This is a genomic window from Pseudoprevotella muciniphila (assembly GCF_003265305.2).
Taxonomy (GTDB): domain Bacteria; phylum Bacteroidota; class Bacteroidia; order Bacteroidales; family Bacteroidaceae; genus Alloprevotella; species Alloprevotella muciniphila.
Genome location: NZ_CP033459.1, coordinates 776,772 through 796,323, shown reverse-complemented (window position 1 = coordinate 796,323; position 19,552 = coordinate 776,772). Strand labels below are relative to the sequence as shown.

General features: G+C 49.7%; 24 protein-coding genes and 1 riboswitch. Of the genes, 20 read left to right on the top strand and 4 right to left on the bottom strand.

Annotated features, from left to right (window positions below; all coding sequences use genetic code 11):
• Nucleotides 1-68: 68 nt before the first annotated feature.
• From C7Y71_RS03350 to C7Y71_RS03315, 8 genes are all read left to right on the top strand, one after another.
• Complete coding sequence (locus tag C7Y71_RS03350) at nt 69-1,748, top strand: tetratricopeptide repeat-containing S1 family peptidase (RefSeq protein WP_193215954.1); 1,680 nt, start codon at nt 69-71, stop codon at nt 1,746-1,748.
• A 75-nt stretch (nt 1,749-1,823) separates the two neighbouring features.
• On the top strand, nt 1,824-2,378 hold the full coding sequence (locus C7Y71_RS03345; RefSeq protein WP_111898571.1) for a hypothetical protein: 555 nt from the start codon (nt 1,824-1,826) through the stop codon (nt 2,376-2,378).
• A complete protein-coding gene (locus C7Y71_RS03340) occupies nt 2,375-3,280 on the top strand; it encodes a hypothetical protein (protein ID WP_111898572.1) in 906 nt (301 codons plus the stop codon). Before C7Y71_RS03345 ends, C7Y71_RS03340 begins: the two co-directional genes overlap by 4 nt.
• Nucleotides 3,277-3,822 carry a peptidase S41 gene (locus tag C7Y71_RS03335; protein WP_111898573.1) on the top strand — a complete coding sequence of 182 codons (546 nt, stop codon included), beginning with the start codon at nt 3,277-3,279 and terminating at the stop codon, nt 3,820-3,822. The genes C7Y71_RS03340 and C7Y71_RS03335 overlap by 4 nt, the downstream gene beginning before the upstream one ends.
• Before the next feature lie 4 nt (nt 3,823-3,826).
• A complete protein-coding gene (locus C7Y71_RS03330; protein ID WP_111898574.1) occupies nt 3,827-4,096 on the top strand; it encodes a PqqD family protein in 270 nt (89 codons plus the stop codon).
• Between the two features lie 32 nt (nt 4,097-4,128).
• The gene (locus C7Y71_RS03325; RefSeq protein WP_111898575.1) at nt 4,129-4,512 is read left to right on the top strand and encodes a DUF3127 domain-containing protein; all 384 of its coding nucleotides are present in this window, start codon (nt 4,129-4,131) and stop codon (nt 4,510-4,512) included.
• Nucleotides 4,513-4,590: 78 nt separating this feature from the next.
• Nucleotides 4,591-5,304: a monofunctional biosynthetic peptidoglycan transglycosylase gene (mtgA, locus tag C7Y71_RS03320; protein ID WP_111898576.1), complete on the top strand. Its 714-nt coding sequence runs from the start codon at nt 4,591-4,593 to the stop codon at nt 5,302-5,304.
• A gap of 86 nt (nt 5,305-5,390) precedes the next feature.
• Nucleotides 5,391-5,882 (top strand): hypothetical protein, encoded by a 492-nt coding sequence (locus C7Y71_RS03315; RefSeq protein WP_146739433.1) that lies wholly within the window; start codon nt 5,391-5,393, stop codon nt 5,880-5,882.
• An 80-nt stretch (nt 5,883-5,962) separates the two neighbouring features.
• Here the strand turns inward: C7Y71_RS03315 and C7Y71_RS03310 are convergent, their stop codons facing one another.
• The 4 genes from C7Y71_RS03310 to recR are packed head-to-tail and all read right to left on the bottom strand — an operon-like array spanning nt 5,963 to nt 8,793.
• On the bottom strand, nt 5,963-6,481 hold the full coding sequence (locus tag C7Y71_RS03310; RefSeq protein ID WP_111898578.1) for a GNAT family N-acetyltransferase: 519 nt from the start codon (nt 6,479-6,481) through the stop codon (nt 5,963-5,965).
• Nucleotides 6,482-6,509: 28 nt separating this feature from the next.
• Nucleotides 6,510-7,694, bottom strand: coding sequence for a glycosyltransferase family 2 protein (locus C7Y71_RS03305; protein WP_111898579.1), 1,185 nt, complete (start codon nt 7,692-7,694; stop codon nt 6,510-6,512).
• Between the two features lie 44 nt (nt 7,695-7,738).
• A complete protein-coding gene (locus tag C7Y71_RS03300; RefSeq protein WP_111898580.1) occupies nt 7,739-8,149 on the bottom strand; it encodes a hypothetical protein in 411 nt (136 codons plus the stop codon).
• Nucleotides 8,150-8,184: 35 nt separating this feature from the next.
• Nucleotides 8,185-8,793: a recombination mediator RecR gene (recR, locus tag C7Y71_RS03295; RefSeq protein WP_193215953.1), complete on the bottom strand. Its 609-nt coding sequence runs from the start codon at nt 8,791-8,793 to the stop codon at nt 8,185-8,187.
• Nucleotides 8,794-8,872: 79 nt separating this feature from the next.
• Between recR and yihA the strand changes: the two genes are divergently transcribed.
• The 12 genes from yihA to C7Y71_RS03235 all read left to right on the top strand — a co-directional run bounded on the left by yihA (nt 8,873) and on the right by C7Y71_RS03235 (nt 19,205).
• A complete protein-coding gene (yihA, locus tag C7Y71_RS03290; protein WP_111898581.1) occupies nt 8,873-9,472 on the top strand; it encodes a ribosome biogenesis GTP-binding protein YihA/YsxC in 600 nt (199 codons plus the stop codon).
• Between the two features lie 50 nt (nt 9,473-9,522).
• Entirely contained in the window at nt 9,523-10,713 is a 1,191-nt protein-coding gene (locus C7Y71_RS03285; protein WP_111898582.1) for a sensor histidine kinase, read from the top strand.
• 15 nt (nt 10,714-10,728) lie between these two features.
• Entirely contained in the window at nt 10,729-11,319 is a 591-nt protein-coding gene (locus tag C7Y71_RS03280; RefSeq protein ID WP_111898583.1) for a 5'-methylthioadenosine/S-adenosylhomocysteine nucleosidase family protein, read from the top strand.
• Nucleotides 11,320-11,329: 10 nt separating this feature from the next.
• Nucleotides 11,330-12,340 (top strand): ComEA family DNA-binding protein, encoded by a 1,011-nt coding sequence (locus C7Y71_RS03275; protein WP_111898584.1) that lies wholly within the window; start codon nt 11,330-11,332, stop codon nt 12,338-12,340.
• A gap of 25 nt (nt 12,341-12,365) precedes the next feature.
• Nucleotides 12,366-13,490 carry a glycoside hydrolase family 43 protein gene (locus tag C7Y71_RS03270; RefSeq protein WP_394366614.1) on the top strand — a complete coding sequence of 375 codons (1,125 nt, stop codon included), beginning with the start codon at nt 12,366-12,368 and terminating at the stop codon, nt 13,488-13,490.
• A 134-nt stretch (nt 13,491-13,624) separates the two neighbouring features.
• The gene (locus C7Y71_RS03265) at nt 13,625-13,945 is read left to right on the top strand and encodes a T9SS type A sorting domain-containing protein (protein ID WP_111898586.1); all 321 of its coding nucleotides are present in this window, start codon (nt 13,625-13,627) and stop codon (nt 13,943-13,945) included.
• A gap of 88 nt (nt 13,946-14,033) precedes the next feature.
• Nucleotides 14,034-14,555 (top strand): RNA polymerase sigma factor, encoded by a 522-nt coding sequence (locus C7Y71_RS03260; protein ID WP_111898665.1) that lies wholly within the window; start codon nt 14,034-14,036, stop codon nt 14,553-14,555.
• Nucleotides 14,556-14,622: 67 nt separating this feature from the next.
• Nucleotides 14,623-14,979: a hypothetical protein gene (locus C7Y71_RS03255; protein ID WP_111898587.1), complete on the top strand. Its 357-nt coding sequence runs from the start codon at nt 14,623-14,625 to the stop codon at nt 14,977-14,979.
• Nucleotides 14,972-15,499, top strand: coding sequence for a hypothetical protein (locus tag C7Y71_RS03250; RefSeq protein ID WP_151908881.1), 528 nt, complete (start codon nt 14,972-14,974; stop codon nt 15,497-15,499). The genes C7Y71_RS03255 and C7Y71_RS03250 overlap by 8 nt, the downstream gene beginning before the upstream one ends.
• A 98-nt stretch (nt 15,500-15,597) precedes the next feature.
• Nucleotides 15,598-15,691, top strand: a riboswitch (TPP riboswitch).
• On the top strand, nt 15,691-17,943 hold the full coding sequence (locus C7Y71_RS03245; protein ID WP_111898589.1) for a TonB-dependent receptor: 2,253 nt from the start codon (nt 15,691-15,693) through the stop codon (nt 17,941-17,943). Its footprint overlaps the riboswitch before it by 1 nt.
• 13 nt (nt 17,944-17,956) lie before the next feature.
• On the top strand, nt 17,957-18,556 hold the full coding sequence (gene pnuC / locus C7Y71_RS03240; RefSeq protein ID WP_111898590.1) for a nicotinamide riboside transporter PnuC: 600 nt from the start codon (nt 17,957-17,959) through the stop codon (nt 18,554-18,556).
• A gap of 16 nt (nt 18,557-18,572) precedes the next feature.
• Nucleotides 18,573-19,205 (top strand): thiamine diphosphokinase, encoded by a 633-nt coding sequence (locus C7Y71_RS03235; protein ID WP_226943543.1) that lies wholly within the window; start codon nt 18,573-18,575, stop codon nt 19,203-19,205.
• Nucleotides 19,206-19,552 lie beyond the last annotated feature (347 nt).

Sequence of the window (19,552 nt, the reverse complement as noted above, 5' to 3'; positions counted from 1 at the left end):
AACTTCAAGCAAGTGGAGGTTGCGGAACTTGAAACAGATAATTATAAAAAATGCAATACAAAACCATCATGAACAGACTTTTTACATTGGCAGTATTGTCCCTTTCAGCAGTGTTTGCCATGGCGCAACCCAAGAATGTCGGCAGAGCCTTGCTCAAACTGACCACCTACGATGAGGCAGGCAAAGTGGTCAAGACGGTCAATGCCTTCGTTTGTGGCGATGCGTCCACCGCCGTAGCCTCTTTCGACGCCTTCAACGGTGCTGCACGGGCTGTGGCTGTGGACCTGAAGGGTACGACATACAATGTGGTGCGCATTCTCGGCGCCAGCAACGACTACGACCTCGTAAAATTCTCCATCGACGGCAAAGGCGCTCCCTTGCCCTTGCTGGAAGGCAGCGGCAAGAACCAGAAAGCCGGTACGACGCTCTACCTCGTTTCTTCGCCCGACGGCAAGCGTGAGGTGGTAAGCAGAGCCAGTGTGCTCAAGACAGAAGAATATGAGGAGTATTTTTTCTTCGATGTAACGGTGGCAAACCAGGCAACTAATTTCGGTTGTCCCATTGTTGATGCACAAGGCAATGTGGTGGCAGTGGTAAAGGAAAACCTGAGTAAGGGTGCGGCAAATGCATACGCCATCGATGTGCACCTTGCCAACGACCTCACCGTCAATGCGCAGAGTGCCCTTAATGCCGACCTTCGCAAGATATTGATACCCAAGGTGTTGCCGGCTGATGAAAAGGACGCGTATTCCTACGTCTATCTGATGGGCAACCTCAACGACCCGCAGTATGGCGCTGCACTGAGCGACTTTATCTCTGCCTGGCCCAACAATCCGGAGGGCTATGTGATGAGGGCGGATGCCAGTGTGGCGAACAAGGACTATGCCCAAGCCGATGCCGACTATGCCAAGGCGCTGTCGCTGGCGAACGACAATTTCCGTGCCGATGCCATACACTATGCCTACAGCCGCGCCATCTACAACAGGTGTCTCGACGAGAAGGACGGTCAGGCAGGAACGTGGACTTTTGACAAATCATACGACGAGGCAGTCATGGCATACGATGCTAACCCGCTCTCGCAATACCTCGTTCAGCAAGGCTGCTGTCTCTTCGCCAAAAAGGACTATGCTGCCGCGCGCGAGAAGTTCAGACAGGTGAATGCTGGCCACTATGGCACAAACGAGACCTTCTATTACGAGGTGCTCTCTGCTGAACGCTGCGGTGCTTCGCAGCAGGAGGTGCTCGCACTGATGGACAGCGTGGTGGCACACTGCACGAAGCCTTACGACCTCACCGCTGCCCAATACCTCTTCGAGAGAGCGCGGCGCCTCGACCAGGCAGGCGAATACCGCAAGGCGTATGCCGACCTCAAGGACTATGAACAGACCGTTGGTCCGAGGCGTTTGACCGACGAATTCTACTACCAGCGCGGCAAGGTGGCAGAGAAAGCCAAGATGTACCAGCAGGCACTCGAAGACCTCGAAACCGCACGCGGCTTTAACGCTTCGAGCCGCGACTTCTACGACCTTGAGATTGCCGCACTCTATGTGAACATAGGCGAGTACGACAAAGCCATCAGCCTCTGCGAGGACATACTCAAAAACCTGCCTGAGAGTGCGGACTGCTATCGCTTCATGGGCATCTGTTACGGTGAGAAGGGCAACAAGACGAAGGCAAAGGAAAACTTCAACCGCGCCAAACAACTGGGTGACGACACCGCCGACGGCTTGATGCAGAAATACATGTAGTACGTCCAATTTCTGACGTGACTTTGCTCCTAAGTCAGCAAAATGAACTAATTTTGTACCTCAAAACGCAACGAAATGAAAATTTCACTGAAATCAGCACTTATGGCTTGCACTCTGGCTTTTGCAACGGCAGCAGGGGCGCAGAGTTATAAGGTGGACAACCTCTACATGTTTGGCTCGTCGAGGAGTTTTAAGGATACTGTGGCATACCTCCTGCCTGTTCACCCCGTGGGCAATGTCCCCGTGGAGAGGGGATCGGGCTTTGTGATGTATTCCAGCCTCTATTCAGAGCAAATCGGCAAGCATTTGGCAGAAAAATACGGTGCGACCTACCAAACGCCCGTCATTTACTATGCTAAGTCGCTGAAAAAGGCACAGCGGTTGTACGCATCGCTCAGGAAGCGCATGAACAAGGAGAAAGGGCTTCATGTGGAAGAACTTCCCCTTGCACAGTTTGAGTTCCAACCCATCCCGCTCGACCTCATCAAGAAGTCGCTGGAACAGTCGAACGACATCTACAACAACGAAAGCGACAAGAACAGGCTGAACGAACAGGCGGGTGCAGCCAAAGAGGATGCAGCGACACCACTGCCAACAGAATTGAAGAAAGAAAAGAAAAGAAAGAAATGAACGTATATTTCAATGTAGCAGGAGCAAACTTCTGCGTCAACTTTAAGGAGAAAGTCAACGTGCCGCGTATGCTGCCATCGTTCGGTCCCTTCTGGCTCAAGGAAAAGCCTGAAGGCGACATCATGTTCACCGTAATGGTAGATAATGACCTTGTCAGCATGGAACGTGAAGGCAAACTCTTGGGCGATTTCGACGCCGGCAACTTCAACAATGTGGTATATCAGTTGGCCGACGGTACCTATAAGTTCCTCATGGTTACGCATTTTCCTGACGAACAGTTAAAAGATCAGCAAAACGTGTTTTGCGCCATGCAGCCCACTCCCGACTTCAGAGAAGTGAAGGTGTCGTTGCGTGGTTCGGCAGCCTTGCAAGGTTTCGGCCTGAACAATGCGCTGATGATATCCTATGCCTATGCCGGCAGTTTCCATAAGATGGTGCTCATGCATGCTTCCGTTACCGTCTGCGACGACCGCGGCTATCTCTTCCTCGGCAAGAGCGGCACGGGTAAGAGCACACACACTGAGCAGTGGCTGAAATACATACCCGGCACACATCGCCTGAATGACGATAACCCCGTGGTGCGTATCCTCGACGACGGCACAGTCATGGTGTATGGCACACCCTGGAGCGGTAAGACACCGTGCTACCGCAATCTGGGCTTCCCTGTAGGCGCTTTCGTGCGTCTGAAGCAAGATCCGGAGAATATCATTGAGAAAGAGACCTCTGTGGTATCTTTTGCCACAGTGCTCTCTTCATGTTCCACTATGATATGGGACAAACTCACTTACGACAAGATATGTGACACCGTAACAGAAATCATCTCCAAACGCCCCTCATTCTTCCTGCGTTGCAGACCTGACGAAGAAGCGGCACAGGTGTGTCATGCAGCCGTAACGAAATGAAAAGCGTTCTCGTTGACAACGATATATTCATTCCCGAGATAAAGCGTCTCATTGACGAGGGGAAAACCGTTACGTTCACCGTGCGCGGCTACAGCATGCGTGTCTTTGTGGAACATGATCGCGACAAGGTGTTGCTCGAACCGGCTGACCACCTTGAAACAGGCGATGTCATCCTGGCAAGGGCACGTTTCATAGGTCGCGACGGTCGCCCTATCATTAGGAATGGGGAAGAAGTGAGGAAGTACGTGCTTCACCGGCTCATCAAGCGCGACGGCGACGACCTCGTGCTCAAGGGCGACGGCAACCTCTTTGGTGTGGAAACATGCTGCACAAGCGACGTGGTGGGCAAGGTGCGCGGATTCTACCGCAAAGGGCGCAAAACGCCCGATCTCGTGACGGGACGCAAGTGGAGGACCTATTCCTACATCTGGCTCAAACTCACGTTCATGCGCAGGTATCTGCTCGCATTCTACAGGCGCGTTTGGCTGAAGGTCTTCCCCGTGAAGTACAAAAAAGAAAAGAATAATAATCAAAAACAATAATAAAATGAAAAAGAAAACAGGATTTCAGGTGCGCGACATCGCCGGTGAGAAAGTCCTCGTGGCTTATGGCTTGGAGAACATCGATTTCAGTAAGATGGTCAGCCTCAATGAGACGGCATGTTTTATCTGGGAACTCATCGAACCGGGCGAAGAAATCGACGTTGACAAACTCACCACAGCCGTAATGAACGAATACGAAATCGACAGCGCATCCGCCCGCAAGGACATCGAGGAATTGCTCGAGGCTTGGAAAGAAGAAGGACTTATGGAATAACAGATAACATTAAAATTAAAAAATAAGAATAAATGGAACTGACAGGAAAAATTATTCATGCCCTTGAACCAAAAAGTGGCACATCACAGAAAACAGGAAACCCATGGAAAATGCAAGAGTTCGTTCTTGAAACTCTGGAGCAGTATCCTCGCAAATTGTTTTTCAACGTTTTTGGCGAAGACAGACTGCGTGAGATGAACATCAAAGTGGGTGAAATACTCACCGTTTCGTTCGATATCGACGCCCGCGAGTATAATGGCCGCTGGTACACCGACATCCGCGCATGGCGTGTGCAGAGGGAAGGTCAGCAACCGGCTCAACAGGCACAGGCAGCCGCTCCTGCTCCTCAACCCGAACCCATTCCGGCACCGACGGAAGCCCCAATGGAGGAAGATTCGGACGACCTGCCCTTCTGATTCCGAACAGCGCGCAGGCGAACGGACGCGGCGGTAATAACGTAGGCAGACAGTGCCGCAAAGCATCACACTGACCACATGGCAAGCATCACCGCATCGAAAATAATGGTCAAAACCCTGAAATGGGTGGCTATTCTGTTCTTTACGAGCAGTATAGGCATGGTGTTGGTGTATCGGTTCGTACCGGTGCCGCTCACGCCGCTGATGCTTATCCGCAGTGCAGAGCAGAAGATGGCGGGCAAGCCTGTGGTGATGGAGCACGACTGGGTGCCAATGGAGGAGATTTCTCCCAACCTCGTTACAGCGGTCATTGCGTCGGAGGACCAGAATTTTACGCGCCATAGTGGTTTCGACATCACTGCCATCGAACAGGCAGCAAAGGAATATGCCGAAGGCAGGCGCAAGCGCGGGGGAAGTACCATCTCGCAGCAAACGGCAAAGAATGTGTTCCTCTGGCCGCAGTCGTCGTGGCTCAGAAAAGGCTTTGAGGCGTATTTCACGTTCCTCATCGAACTCTTCTGGTCAAAAGAACGCATCATGGAGGTGTATCTCAACTCCATAGAGATGGGCAACGGCATATATGGTGCGGAAGCAGTGGCAAAGTCCCATTTCAATACCACAGCGGCGAAACTCACGAAACGTCAGTCGGCACTCATCGCAGCCACATTGCCCAACCCGCTGAAGTTCTCCTCGAAGAACCCGAGCCGATACGTCAGTCGGCGGGTGCAGCAGATAGAAGTGCAGATGAACAATGTGCGCCGTGATGGTCTTGACCTGAAGCGCCACAGATAAAACTAAGCGTTAAGGTTCCGCCTTTAAACCCTTCAGAGGCATCTGCGCTCTAAAAGAAAATAAAAACCCTAAAAACTGATAAAATCATGAAAAGAATCTTTCTCGCTCTGATGGTAGCCCTGCTATCCTTCAGCGCAGCATCAGCACAACGTATCAGCCCCAGTGCTGTGCAACAAATTGTGGCAGAAAGAGGTCAGGCCTCTCAAAGCACCATCAATCGCTCCGGTCTCATCTACATGGGGGTGCGCAACGGTAACGAATACCATTACGGCATCGACGTACGTGTGAAAGGCAAGAACTTCCACTCCCAGTCCGACCGTGCCGTTTACCTCAAAGTGAAGAGTTACAGTCCTTTTGCGGCTTTCATCTATTTCAAGGATCGTTACGATGCCATGCGTTTCTACAACGGTCTTGACAAGACCCCTAACAATTTTAGCAGAGGACCGGGCAGAAATTATGTAGTAGGAGAACCCATCCTCAAGGACGGCTGGTGGATGATCGACCTCGCCGGCTATGGCCGCTATGCTACCAACGCTCCCAAGAAGTATCGTAGTGGAAGCGGTAGAAATAGAAGGTAAAAAAAACAGGAAAGACTGAACTTAAACAGGCCTTTCCAAGCATTTCAGGGATATTCCGGGCTTCTCCGGAATGTCCTTTTTCAGTCTTTAAAAACTTTGGTGTAGAGCACGGCATCTTCGTACGTGCCATTGCAAAAATGCCAGTCCGGCACAATGGCAGAGACGTTATATCCCGCCCGCTCGAAAAGTTTTCGGCTGACGGGATTGTGTTTTACTGATACGTAGGCATAGAGCAGGTGTATTCTGAGTTGCGACGTGGCGAACTCTTCCAGTTTTATGAGTGTTTGCAGTCCGTAGCCCTTGCCGCGGTGTTTTGCAAGAATGGCGATGCCCACTTCAGCCCGGCAGTCGGTGGGGGAGTGCGAGGTGAGGTCAACGAGGCCTACGGGTTCTTCTTTTTCGCCCTCGTTGATAACGACCATAAGGCGCATCTGTCCTGACGAAAAGATGTCGGAAGGCTGTCCTGCCAGATATTGCCTCAAGGCGTAGCGCGATGTGGGGTGGTTGCACGTGCCGAATAGCCAGAGCGACTCGTCGTTCTCCATGCGGTAGAGAAAGTCGAGGTCTTCGGGTTCAAGTTCTCGCAGGGTGATGTCCATATTAGCGTAGTTGTTTGTCTTTTGTGCCTTATCCGCGGCGGTTGTGCCAGTGATAGATGATTTTTTCGTTTCGTGGGTCGTAGGTGGCGAGTTTTATTTTGCCTGCCGTTTTTTCCATGAGTTCGAGCACTTTCTTCCGACTGAAAGCCCCGAGGTCGTAAATCACGTATGTGTATTTCTCGTAGTCGAGAGCAAGATGTCCTTCAGGCATTGTTGTTTCGTCTGCCTCGTGGCGGTCCACGTCGATGCCGTCTATTTCAGCAATTTTCTTCACGTTGTCTGCATGGTTGCCAATGTAGATAAATCGGTCGTTGTCCGTCATGAGTGAGGGGTGCAGATAGTTGCGTATGTTCGCCCAGAGACTTTTGAGCGAGGAGAGGAGGGCTTTAAGCAGTATGGCGAACTGTATGGGTATATAGAAAAGGAGTGCATAGACGGGGAAATGCTTGCGCAGGAAGATGAGCATCGCCTCGTAGAACACGTGTGCATACCTCAGTGTCGATTTGTTCGTGCTTTCACCCTTGTAGTGTATGATGCGTGTGGGCAGGTAGTAGTTCTGTTTGCCATCGTCCTTCATCAGGCGGTAGGAAAGGTCAATGTCCTCGCCGTACATGAAGAAATCCTTGTCGAACCATTCTTCTCTTCTGTCGTTCCTCACCATCATGAATGCTCCCGACACCACTTCTATCTTTTGCGGTTCGGTATCGGGCAGGTAGCCCATGTAGTATTGTCCGAAGATTTTCGACTTGGGAAAGAGCGTAGCCAGTCCGCTCATTTTGCAGAAAGCGCACCATGGAGTGGGCAGTCCGCGTTTCGATTCGGGTGCAAATCGTCCGTCGTCCACGAGCATACGCACACCGAGCGCCCCCATGTCCGGGTGGTCGTCGGCAAAGGCGAGTGCTTCTTCGAGGGTGTCCTCTGCAATCAGTGTGTCGGGATTGAGGAAGAGTAGGTAGTCGCCCGTGGCGTGTGAGGCGGCATTGTTGTTGGCGCGCCCGAAACCTACATTGCGAGTGTGGGCAATGATGTGGAGCATAGGGTGCTCCGTTGGTGGGAACTGTCGCTCGAGATATTCTGTTGAGCCGTCCTTCGAATTGTTGTCCACCACGAACACCTCAGCGTCGATGTTTCGGATGGCAGCCAGCACAGAACGGATGCATTGTTCTGCGAAGTATGCCACATTATAATTGACGATGATGATGCTTAGTTTCATCTGAGCGTACTCTCTTTTCTTCTTATAACGGATGATGATGCGTTTTATTTGTCGTCCGTGTCATTTTTATAGGTATATGGCCAGCAGAACAGTGCGCCGATGAGTGCTATGAGGAAGGAGTACTGTGCGGTGTCGCTGTGTGTTGATGCCAGATAGATGAACAGCGTACCGAGCACGGCTGCGGCGGTCAGAGCGAGCCTCATCCAGCCCCATTTGTAATACGCAGTCTCGCCGTTTTTGGCGATGTCTGTCCTCACTCCCTTGAAGTGGTAGAGCGATGCGGCAAGGAATGTGCCGCCAATGCCCAGCGCGATGCTCGCCAGGTCGAGGAAGTATTGTGTCCTTATACCATTCGACAGGAATGCTTCCGGCAGCACTTCGCAATGCGTCAGTATATAATATATGATGCCGATGAAGATAATCAGGCAGAAGGTGATTTGTTGTTTTTTTGCCATTTTCGTTTTTATTTTGTGGTGCGCACAGCCAGTGGCTATTCCAGTCGTATGCGGTTGGAGAGTGCGCGTCCGAGCGTTACTTCGTCAGTATATTCCAGTTCATCGCCCACACTGATGCCACGCGCCAATGTAGTGAGTAGCACGTCGTATTCCTTCAGTTTGCGCGAGATGTAGAAATTTGTGGTGTCGCCGTCCATCGTAGGGTTCAGGGCGAAAATTACCTCTTTGATGCCGCCTTCAGCCACCCTTGCCACTAATGAGTCGATTTCCAGGTCGGCAGGACCTATGCCGTCGATAGGTGAGATGACACCGCCCAGCACATGGTAGAGTCCGCGGTATTGCCCCGTGTTCTCAACCGACATCACGTTGCTGATGTTCTCCACCACGCAGATGGTTGTATTGTCGCGGCGTGGGTTGCTGCAGATGTCGCACACCTCGGTGTCGCTAAGGTTGTGGCACACGGTGCAGTATTTCACGTTGTCCGCCAGATTGATGAGGCTGTCGCTCAGGTCGTGTATGTCTTTTTTTTCCTGTCGCAGCAGGTGGAGCACGAGGCGCAGGGCAGTCTTGCGCCCTATGCCGGGTAGTTTCGACACCTCAGCCACAGCGCGTTCCAACAGTCTTGAAGGGTATGTATCAATCACTTTTTTATGCTAATTTGGAGCAAAATTAAAATAAAGTCGGCGAAAAAGCGTATTTTTGCCGTTACAAAAAGAATGTTCAATGAAGATAAAGTCGGCAGAATTCGTCATCAGTAACTCAAGGGCAGACCTTTGCCCCATTCACGATATGCCCGAATATGCATTCATCGGGCGTAGCAATGTGGGGAAGAGCAGCCTCATCAACTGCCTTGTGGAGCGTAAGGCACTCGCCATGACATCCTCTACTCCAGGAAAGACCCTCCTCATCAACCATTTCCTCATCAACGGCGACTGGTACCTTGTTGACCTCCCGGGCTATGGCTATGCTAAGCGAAGCAAGAAAGAACAGGAAAAACTTAGCAAAATCATATCTTACTACATATCGCAGAGAGAACAACTAACATCGCTTTTCGTGCTGATAGACAGTAGGCTGGAACCGCAAAGAATCGACCTCGAATTCATAGCCAATCTGGGCGAGATGGGTGTGCCGTTCGGCATTATCTTTACCAAGGCGGATAAGGTGAAGCGTGCACAAATCAAAGGCAACGTGGAGCGTTTTCTCAACCGCCTCCGTGAGGACTGGGAAGAACTACCGCCGTATTTCGTAACGAGCAGCGAGACGGGGATGGGGCGCGAAGATGTGCTCAACTATATCGAGAAAATCAACGAAAGCCTCCATTGAACGCCCTCAGATCAAGGTTCTAAATACTGAAATTTCAGACACTAAACACTATGCTCTGGACAGAACGCACACGACATGTGAAGATAGCCCTCGTGGTGGCAGCAGTGCTCATTGCTGCCATGTCGCTCGTGGCATCGTTCTATCTCATCCGCGACCTCAAGGCGGAAGAGCATAGAAAAATGGAAATATGGGCGAAAGCCATGCAGACCCTGCAGGAGGCGAATGAGAAAACGGATCTCAGTATGGTATTCAGTGTGATTGAGAGCAACCATACCATACCCGTCATCGTAATAGACCCTTCAGGCAACGTGATGGACTGCAGAAACGTGGACGTCGGACGCAATTCCTCGCAGGAAGACTCTATCGCAAAGATTAAGGAAATCGCCCGGAATATGCAGTCATCGGGCAACACGTTGAGAATGAATCTGACACAACAAGGTGTGGAAGGTCTCTCGCCCGAATATATCACAGTTTGTTACGGAGAGTCGTTGATGCTCGGACGCTTGTCGAGTTATCCCTTCGTGCAGTTGGGCGTGGTGGGGCTTTTCATGGCTGTAGCCATTTTCGCTCTGTTGTCGCTCAAGCGTGCGGAACAGAACAGGGTGTGGGTAGGACTCTCGCGCGAAACGGCGCATCAACTCGGCACGCCCATCAGTTCGCTCATGGCATGGAACCAAATCCTGCAAGAGCAATACCCCGACGACACGCTACTGCCCGAGATGGAAACCGACGTGAAGCGGCTGCAACTCATCGCAGAGCGATTCTCGAAGATAGGCAGCAAACCCGAACTCAAACTATGCGACCTCCTCATCATCGTGCAAGCCACGGTGGACTACATGCGCCGCCGCGCACCGGAGCACGTGCGGGTAAACTTCACGCCACCCGAAGAAGAAGTTCCCGAAGTTCGCCTCAGTGCGCCCCTCTTCCAGTGGGTGCTTGAAAACCTCTGCAAGAATGCCATGGATGCCATGCCCGACGGACGAGGCGAAATCAACATCTCCATCGTCAGGAAGGAAAGAAAGATACGCATCCTCGTTCAAGACACAGGAAAGGGAATCAATAAGAAAAATTTTAAGAACGTGTTCAAACCGGGTTTCACCACGAAGCAGCGAGGGTGGGGCTTAGGGCTCTCGCTCGCCAAACGCATCGTGGAAGAATACCACAAGGGTGCCATCTACGTGAAAGACAGTCAGATAGGGAAGGGCACCACCTTTGCCATCGACCTCAATATAGAACAATAATAAAATGACATATTTATGACGACGATTCTCACTACTTTTGCCGTAAAAGAAGAAATTATTGAGTTGAAAATCCCGAATGCCGAAGTGCATACTGCCCTTACCGATATTGGGAAAATTGCGGCAGTGGGTAACCTCATGAAAAAACTCTACGAATATAAGCCTGACTATGTGCTCAACATAGGCACGGCAGGCACCCTCAATCATAATGTGGGCGACATCATAGTCAGTCAGGACTATGTGGACCGCAATTACCAGAAACTGGGAGCATTACACATGGATTGGCAAATCTCCGACACCTTCGGCACAAACAAACTGCCATCTGTTATTGGTGGTGAGGAAAGGTTTGACAGATTCGTGGTCAATACCGGTGATGACTTCGTTACAACAGGCGATGAAATAGAAGGCGACATAGTGGATATGGAAGGCTACGCACAGGCCTGGGCATGCCGCGAACTACATATACCATTGCTCAGTGTGAAGTATGTAACGGATATCCTCGGACAAAACAGCGTGAAGCAGTGGGAAGAAAAACTTGCAGAGGCTCGGAAAGGACTGACGGCTTTTTTCGAAAAATATGCCGATGTGCTGAAAGATCAATTCAAATAAATAAACAGAAATGTCGAAGTCCGATGCGAGAGGTTTTACCATTTTGGCTGTAGTCTTGGCTGCGGTGGCATTGGGGTGTTATTTCTTCCTCTATCGCGCAGACAAGCCGGCACCAACTTCGCCGCCGTCGGACGAAGAAGCAAAGGAACTCGAGGCTTTCCGGCAAATAGTGCGGCAGGACTCCATTGCGCGCGAAGAGAATTATGCAGAATACACCAACGCTTTCTACCAACAGAATGCACGCCGCGCACCGAAGAAACATTATGACAGCAGGCAGCGGCGCGTGGTGGAGACGTTTCCTTTCAACCCCAACACTTGTGATTCGGCTACGTTTGTGCGCTTAGGACTGCCGTCATGGATGGCGTCCAATGCCATGAAGTATCGCCGCAAAGGTGGCATCTGGCATTCGCCCGACGATTTCGCCCGCCTCTATGGACTCAGCGAGGGCGACTACAACAGGCTGAAACCCTATATCGTCATTGACGAAAGGCATCGGAAAAAGACCTATTCAGACCGCCCCGCCAGCCACTATGCCGCCTCGCACGCGGCAACAGGCGGCGGAACACCGGCTCTTGCACAGGAGGATGCACAACCCGCCCGACCCGTCTATCCCAAGAAATACCAGGAAGGCGAGACTGTGCTCGACCTCAACACCTGCGATACGGCAGAACTCAAACGCATACCCGGCATAGGAAGTTACTATGCCAGAAAAATATGCAAATACCGCGACGAACTCGGCGGATATGTCTCCACCCAGCAACTATCAGAAATAGCCGACCTGCCCGAAGGGATAGAAAAGTGGTTTAGCACCGCACAGCATTCTAACGTGAGAAAAATCAATGTAAACAAGGCGTCCTTCAAAGAACTGGTGCACCATCCGTACCTCACGTATGAACAGGTCAGGGAAATAACGAATTACATCCGCAAATACGGCCCCCTGCAGTCGTGGAACGACCTCAGGATAAGCCCCTATTTCACACCCGACGACTTCCACCGCCTCGAACCATATTTCACGTTTTGACACATTTTGAAAGTATATGACAGTCATGAAAAAAACGCTCCTTCTATGCACAGTGCTCTTGACATTCGCCTTCAATAGCCTCTATGCCCAAATGCTCGGCACAGAGAAGTACGACAGGTTCTATCCAGGGAAACTGTGGTTCGACACCGACGGGCAAATCATCAATGCTCATGGTGGCGGACTTCTGCTACACGAAGGCACCTACTATTGGTTTGGCGAACACAAAGGCGAACATTCCAATGCAGCCCTCGTGGGGGTAACTTGTTATGCTTCGACCGATCTCTACAACTGGAAGAATCTGGGCGTGGCATTCAGTGTGAGCGATGAACCGGGCAGCCCAGTGGAGAGGGGATGTACCCTCGAACGCCCGAAGGTCATCTATAATAAGAAAACAGGTAAGTTTGTGATGTTCTTCCACCTCGAACTCAAAGGGCAGGGCTACAACCGCGCTAATGTTGGCGTGGCAGTGGCAGACAAACCAGAAGGACCCTACACATTCCTCAAAAATGGCAGAGTAAATCCTGGTAAATGGCCGCAAAATCTTGATAAAACATTCAAGAATAAGCAGTTTGATAAGAACCACAAAGGATGGAGCGATGAGTGGCGACAAGACGTGGCAGAGGGTATGATGGTACAACGCGACCTTGAAGGTGGACAAATGTCGCGCGATATGCAACTCTTCGTGGATGACGATGGTAAGGCATACCACATCTACTCGTCGGAGGACAACCTTACCATCCAGATAGCCGAACTCACCGACGACTACCTCGACTATACAGGAAAATATATCCGTATAGATCCCGCAGGGCATAACGAAGCACCCGCACTCTTCAAGAAGGACGGCAAATATTTTATGATTACCTCTGGCTGCACGGGTTGGGCACCCAATGCCGCACGCCTGCTCACTGCCGACAACATCATGGGCCCCTGGACACGCCATGATAACCCGTGCCGAGGAAAAGGCGCCGACAAAACCTTCAATTCGCAAAGTACATACATACTCCCACTGCCTAATGGAAAATTTATCTTCATGGCAGACCGCTGGATGCCCAGTAACCCCATCGACGGACGCTATGTGTGGCTGCCAATAGAGTGGGAGAGTGGTATGCCCGTTCTAAGGTGGCATGACCAGTGGAGGCTTGAGGAATAAAAAGTGGTGATATAGCCGCCCTGCAACTGAAAAAATGAAGTTTTATTGTTTTTTTTTCTGAAAATTTCCTGAAAAATATTTGCAGAATTCAAGAAACGATATTATTTTTGCAGTTGTAAAAAAATATACTTAGTATGATAAAGACTATACTTAAAATATCATTCGCACTGATTCTTCTTGCTTTGCCGGTTTCCGTTTCCGCTGCAGAAGCGCCAGCAGAGCCTGCTGAAAGCAACGTTGAGAGTGTTGCGGCTTCTGTGGAAATTTCTGTCAGCAGAAATTCTATCCGCGTGCTGAACGCACAGGGGCAGACGCTGGAATTATACAGCGTGACGGGAGCAAGAATAAAGGCTGTAAAAATCACGGCAGGCGACGAAACGGTTACGTTCAATGTGCCAAGAGGTTGCTACATCGTGAAAATCGGCGACTTCGTACGCAAGGTGAATTTGGTATAGCGAATGTGTTTTGACACATTAGAATTAAGAGCGAGATGTGAAACAGCGTCTCGTTTTTTATGAAAAAACAAACGACAACAGTGCGGTGATGACGTTAAACGAAAGACTTATCGACAAATCTACGAGGCGCGAGGCATTTGAAGAAATGGTTCGCACCTACTCACCGCAAATATACAGGCAGATCAGGCGGATGGTGCAGTATCACGACGATGCAAACGACGTGATGCAGGACACCTTTATGAAAGCGTGGACAGCACTCGACTCTTTCCGGGGCGATGCGAAAATCTCCACGTGGCTCTACCGCATAGCCACAAACGAAAGCCTCTCCTTCCTCGCACGCCAGAAAGCGAAGATCTCGCTCGAAGATGCCGACATGGTGCGAACACTCGAAAGCGATACCTATTTCGATGGTGATGAAGCAGCACTGAAACTGCAACGAGCCATTGCCACACTGCCCGACAAGCAGCGCGCTGTGTTCAACCTCAAATATTTTGAAGAGATGAAATATGAGGAGATGAGCGAAATTCTCGACACCAGTGTGGGAGCCCTCAAAGCATCCTACCACATAGCCGTGAAAAAAATTGAGGCATATTTTAATGAAACGGATTAAACCTTTCATGCCTTTACAAGTCTTATCAGTGCAAGAGTAAAAAGAATCAGTTATTTTAAGAAAGACTATGAGCACTACTTTCGATATAAACCGACCTGCCAAGGACCCCTTCAAGGTTCCCGAAAACTATTTCGAGGAATTTACGAAGCAGGTGATGGCTCGCATTCCGGAAGACGACGTGCAGACCACGAAAGTGGTCAACGTCCCTTTTTGGAATAGGGTGAAGCCATATATAGGCGTGGCAGCCGTCATTGCCATCGTGGCTGTGGCATCGCATGCCATAAAGAAGCAGGTGCCGGACAAGGATAGCCTGCAGTATGAGTCCGTAGTGGCACAAACCAACAACCAACAGTCGGAGTTTGACGCCATCTATAACTATATGATGTTGGACGATCAGAGTGTATCAGATTATGTGGATGAATAAAATTTTAATGAAAATATCGGCAATGAGTATCATCGTATGCGCAGTAGCACTGACTGCATGCGATAATGCTCATCTTTTACCGCCACCGCCACCACCTGGACTTAATCTCAAAGAGTTTAATCCAGACAAGATGGAACAACTCAACAAGGATTTTATCGTGAAGGAAGCACGCCTCACACCCGAAGAGCAGGAAGTGATTCTTCCCATTCTCTTTCAGGTGAAGAGCGAAAAGCGCCAACTTCGCCACGACATGCGAGGCATGACAAGGCGTGTGGAGCGCGAGCCGGACATTTCTGACAAGGATTGCGAAAAAATACTTGAGCAAATCAAGCAATGCCGCGATGGTATAGCAAAACTCAATCGCCAACTCTACGACGAACTGCAAAGCAAGGGCATCTCGGCAAGGAAAATCCTGATGGTCATTGCTGCCGACAACAAGTTCAAAAAGGCCACGTTCAAGAAGATGGCTTTGAGTGATGAAAAGAACGAACAGGATAATCCTGAAAAAAAGGATAACTGAACAAAGCAAAAACAAGATACCATCTGACTTCATATTTAAGTCTCGCTAAAAAGCGGGACTTTTCTTTTCTCGTTTACCAACTTTACGCTATTTTTGCCTTTGAATTATGGGGGTGCCCAACATTGGCTGAGAATATACCCCTCGAAACTGATCCGGACAATTCCGGCGTAGTGAATTAATTTAAAGTTAAAATGAAACATCTTTTTCTTGCAGGATGCCTTCTCGCATCCGTCATGGCGAGTGCGCAGACAGTTCGTGACACGTCGAATATCTCCGAACTCGAAAGGGCGCAAGTCATTGACATTCGTGCCAACAACAAAACCCCGGTAGCATTCACCAACATCAGCAAAACACATATCCAGAAGATGAATTTCGGGTTAGACATGCCATTTTTGCTGAATTTCACACCAAGTGCACTGGCTACGAGCGATACAGGTACAGGAATAGGTTATACAGGTCTGCGAGTGAGAGGAACTGATGCCACACGCATCAACGTGACGAGCAACGGCATACCAATGAACGACGCGGAAAGCAGTATGCTATATTGGGTAAATATCGGCGATTTTGCCTCTAATGTGCAGAACGTGCAGTTGCAGCGCGGTGTGGGAACATCAACGAATGGGGCAGGCGCTTTCGGGGCTACCCTCAACATGCAGACCAACGCACTGTCTACAACGCCTTTCGCCACACTCGACATATCCGGAGGAAGTTTCGGAACGCATAAGGAGACATTTTCATTCGGGTCGGGATTGCTCGGGGGGCATTGGGCTTTCGACGGCAGACTCGGACACATCGGCACAGACGGATATATCGACAGGGCATCTGGAAATCTCAATTCCTACTTCCTGCAAGGTGGGTACGTCGGCGATAACACCATCGTAAAATTCATTACCTTCAATGGTACGGAAAAGACATACATGGCATGGGATTACACTTCGAAAGCCGATATGGAAAAGTATGGAAGGACCTACAACCCCAGCGGAAAATACACAACGACCGAAGGAGAAACAGCATTCTACAACAACCAGACAGACAACTACCACCAGCAACACTATCAACTCCACTGGACGCAAAGACTCAATCCGATGCTCAACCTCAATGCAGCCCTGCACTATACCAAGGGCGATGGCTATTACGAGCAATATAAAACAGACCAAAAACTCTATAAATACCATATCGAAACAGAGTCTGGCGAGAAGAGCGACCTTGTGCGCCAAAAGAAAATGGAAAACGACTTCAGCGGCATCGTGGCATCACTCAACTTTAACGACAAGAAAAGACTCTCTGCAAACATAGGCGGCGCATGGAACATCTACGATGGCGACCACTTCGGAAATGTCATTTGGGTGCGCAATAGCATCAACAATCTCAACCCGAACCAAAGGTATTACGACAACAACGCACGAAAGACCGACGGAAACGTGTATGCCAAAGCCAACTACGAAATCATCACAGGACTCAATGCCTATCTCGACCTGCAATACCGACATGTGGACCTGAAGATGAAAGGCTCGTCGCAAGAGTTCAGCAATGGGGTGCAAGTGCCATTCGACATCAAGAAAAACTACGACTTCTTCAATCCAAAGTTCGGAATGCTCTACAAAATCAATCCGGCCAACACCGTGTATGCCTCATACGGTATAAGTCACAAAGAGCCCACACGAAACGACTTTGAAAACGAAGTCAGCACCTCACAACCCATACAACCCAAAGCAGAGCGCCTCAACGACCTCGAAGTGGGGTATCAGTTCGCCAAAAAGCGTTTCTTGTTTGCTGCAAATTTCTATTACATGGACTATGACAACCAGTTCGTACTCACGGGCGCACAGGATGCCAACGGAGAAATGGTGGCTGCAAACATCAAGAACTCCTATAGGACAGGGCTCGAACTACAGGCGGTGTGGTATCCGTTCGATGGATTTGTGTGGCAAGCCAATGCCACATGGAGCAAAAACAGGGCAAAGAACATGCACCTCAAGGTGGTGGATGAAAACTGGAACGAAAGTTATGTCAACGTAGGAACCACACACCTCTCGTTCTCACCCAATTTCATCTTCAACAACATCCTGTCATATCAGTACAAAGGCTTCTTTGCTGCGCTGATGACGAAATACGTTTCGGAGCAGTATATGACCAATTCAAACTTCCGCGCCTATACCGACATCGACGGAAACAGAATCAGCGCCATGCTTGACAGTTATTTCACATCCGACCTCTATCTTTCATATACCTTCAAACTCAAAGGCTTGAAAGGCATTACAGCCGGCGTAACCGTCTATAATCTGTTCAACGAAAAGTACGAGTCGAACGGCAGTTGCGGCATGTACTTCAGAAACAACAACGGTGCTATCAGTGCCTTCGGCAACTACGACTTCTGGGCATGGTCCACCTATTCCGCACAGGCGCCTACCAACTTCCTGGCGCACATCTCGTTCAAATTCTAAAAATATAAAAGCAATGATGGAACAACTCACCACATATCTCACTGAAAACTGGCTCGATGTCTGTGGCACGATAGCCGGCCTGTTCTACATCTGGTATCAGTACCACGTCGATGTGCGCCTATGGATAGCGTCGCTCGTCATGTCGTGCTTCTATTTCGCCATCTATCTGGGCGAAGGCTACTATGCCATGACTGGTGTCTATGTCTATTATTTCCTTGCAGCCATCTATGGACTGTGGGTGTGGCGGAGAAATGCCGGCAAGGAAGATAAGGAAGAAGGACTGCTCAAGCATGTCAACCTGCCGCTTGTAGTGGTCATTATCGTTTCCATCGCATTGCTTACATTCGTTCTGGCGCAAGTGCTCAAACAACTCGGGACTAACGGAAATCTGTGGATGGATGCAGCAACGGCGGCATGTAATATCGTAGGCATGTGGATGATAGCAAAAAAATATGTGGAGCACTGGTTGCTCTGGATTGTAGTGGACGTGTTGGCTGCAACCATGCTCTTTATTATGGATAAGCCCCTCTCTTCGGCTCTCTTTGCATTTTATGCCATCGTGTCAGTTTTCGGCTATATCAACTGGGTAAAGAAAATCGGCAAGAGCCACTGAAAACGACTCGAATATTGTGAAAATTACAATAATAGCAAACGGAGATTTCCCTACACACCCCGCACCGCTCAGTGCAATAGCCGAAGCAGATTACATCGCCTGCTGCGACGGTGCTGCCAATGCCTGTAAAGCACATGGCATTGTGCCCGACGTCATCGTAGGTGATGCCGACTCCATCAGTCCGGCGCTGCGGCAGGAATGGGCAGACAAATTCGTGAGGATAGAAGATCAGGACGAAAACGACCTAACCAAGACGTTCAACTTTGTATTACAACGATTCAGGAACGAACAGGAACTCCATTTTTATATCGTAGGTGCTACGGGTAAGCGAGAAGACCACACCATAGCCAACGTGGCACTACTGATGGACTATTACGACCTCCTCGAGAATCAGAAACTTCAGGCGACAATAATCATGATGACCGACCACGGGCAGTTTATTCCACACTCAGGAAAAACCGTCATAGCATCCTACAAAGGGCAGCAAGTGTCCATCTTCGCACACGATGCCAGAAACCTGAAAAGCACGGGGCTGAAATGGCCCATCTACGACTTCAAAAAATACTGGCAAGGCACACTCAACGAAGCCCTCAGCGACCACTTCGGAATACAAGCCGAAGGCAACTACCTCGTTTTTCTCAACTACTGACGGGGTGAGCCGTTTATGTTCGTGTCTGGCAAGTGCGCGCTGTAGGTGCAAAGACAGGTGCAATTCGTCACAGCAAAAAGAAATTATCCTCCGAAATATGTCAAAAAACAGCCTGTTATCCTCCGAAATAGGTGTGTTTTTTAAGAAATCATCCCCAGAAATAGGTATGATTTTTCAATAATCATCCTAAGAAATGTGATAAAAAATAGTTAAAACATCCTCCGAAACAGAATCTTGATAGGCAATTTAGAGAAAATAGTCAAAGCAAACATTTAGTCCGAAAATAAGCGATTGGAAATACTATAGGGGAAATCATAAAAAATAATCGTAACTTTGCCGCCGATTTG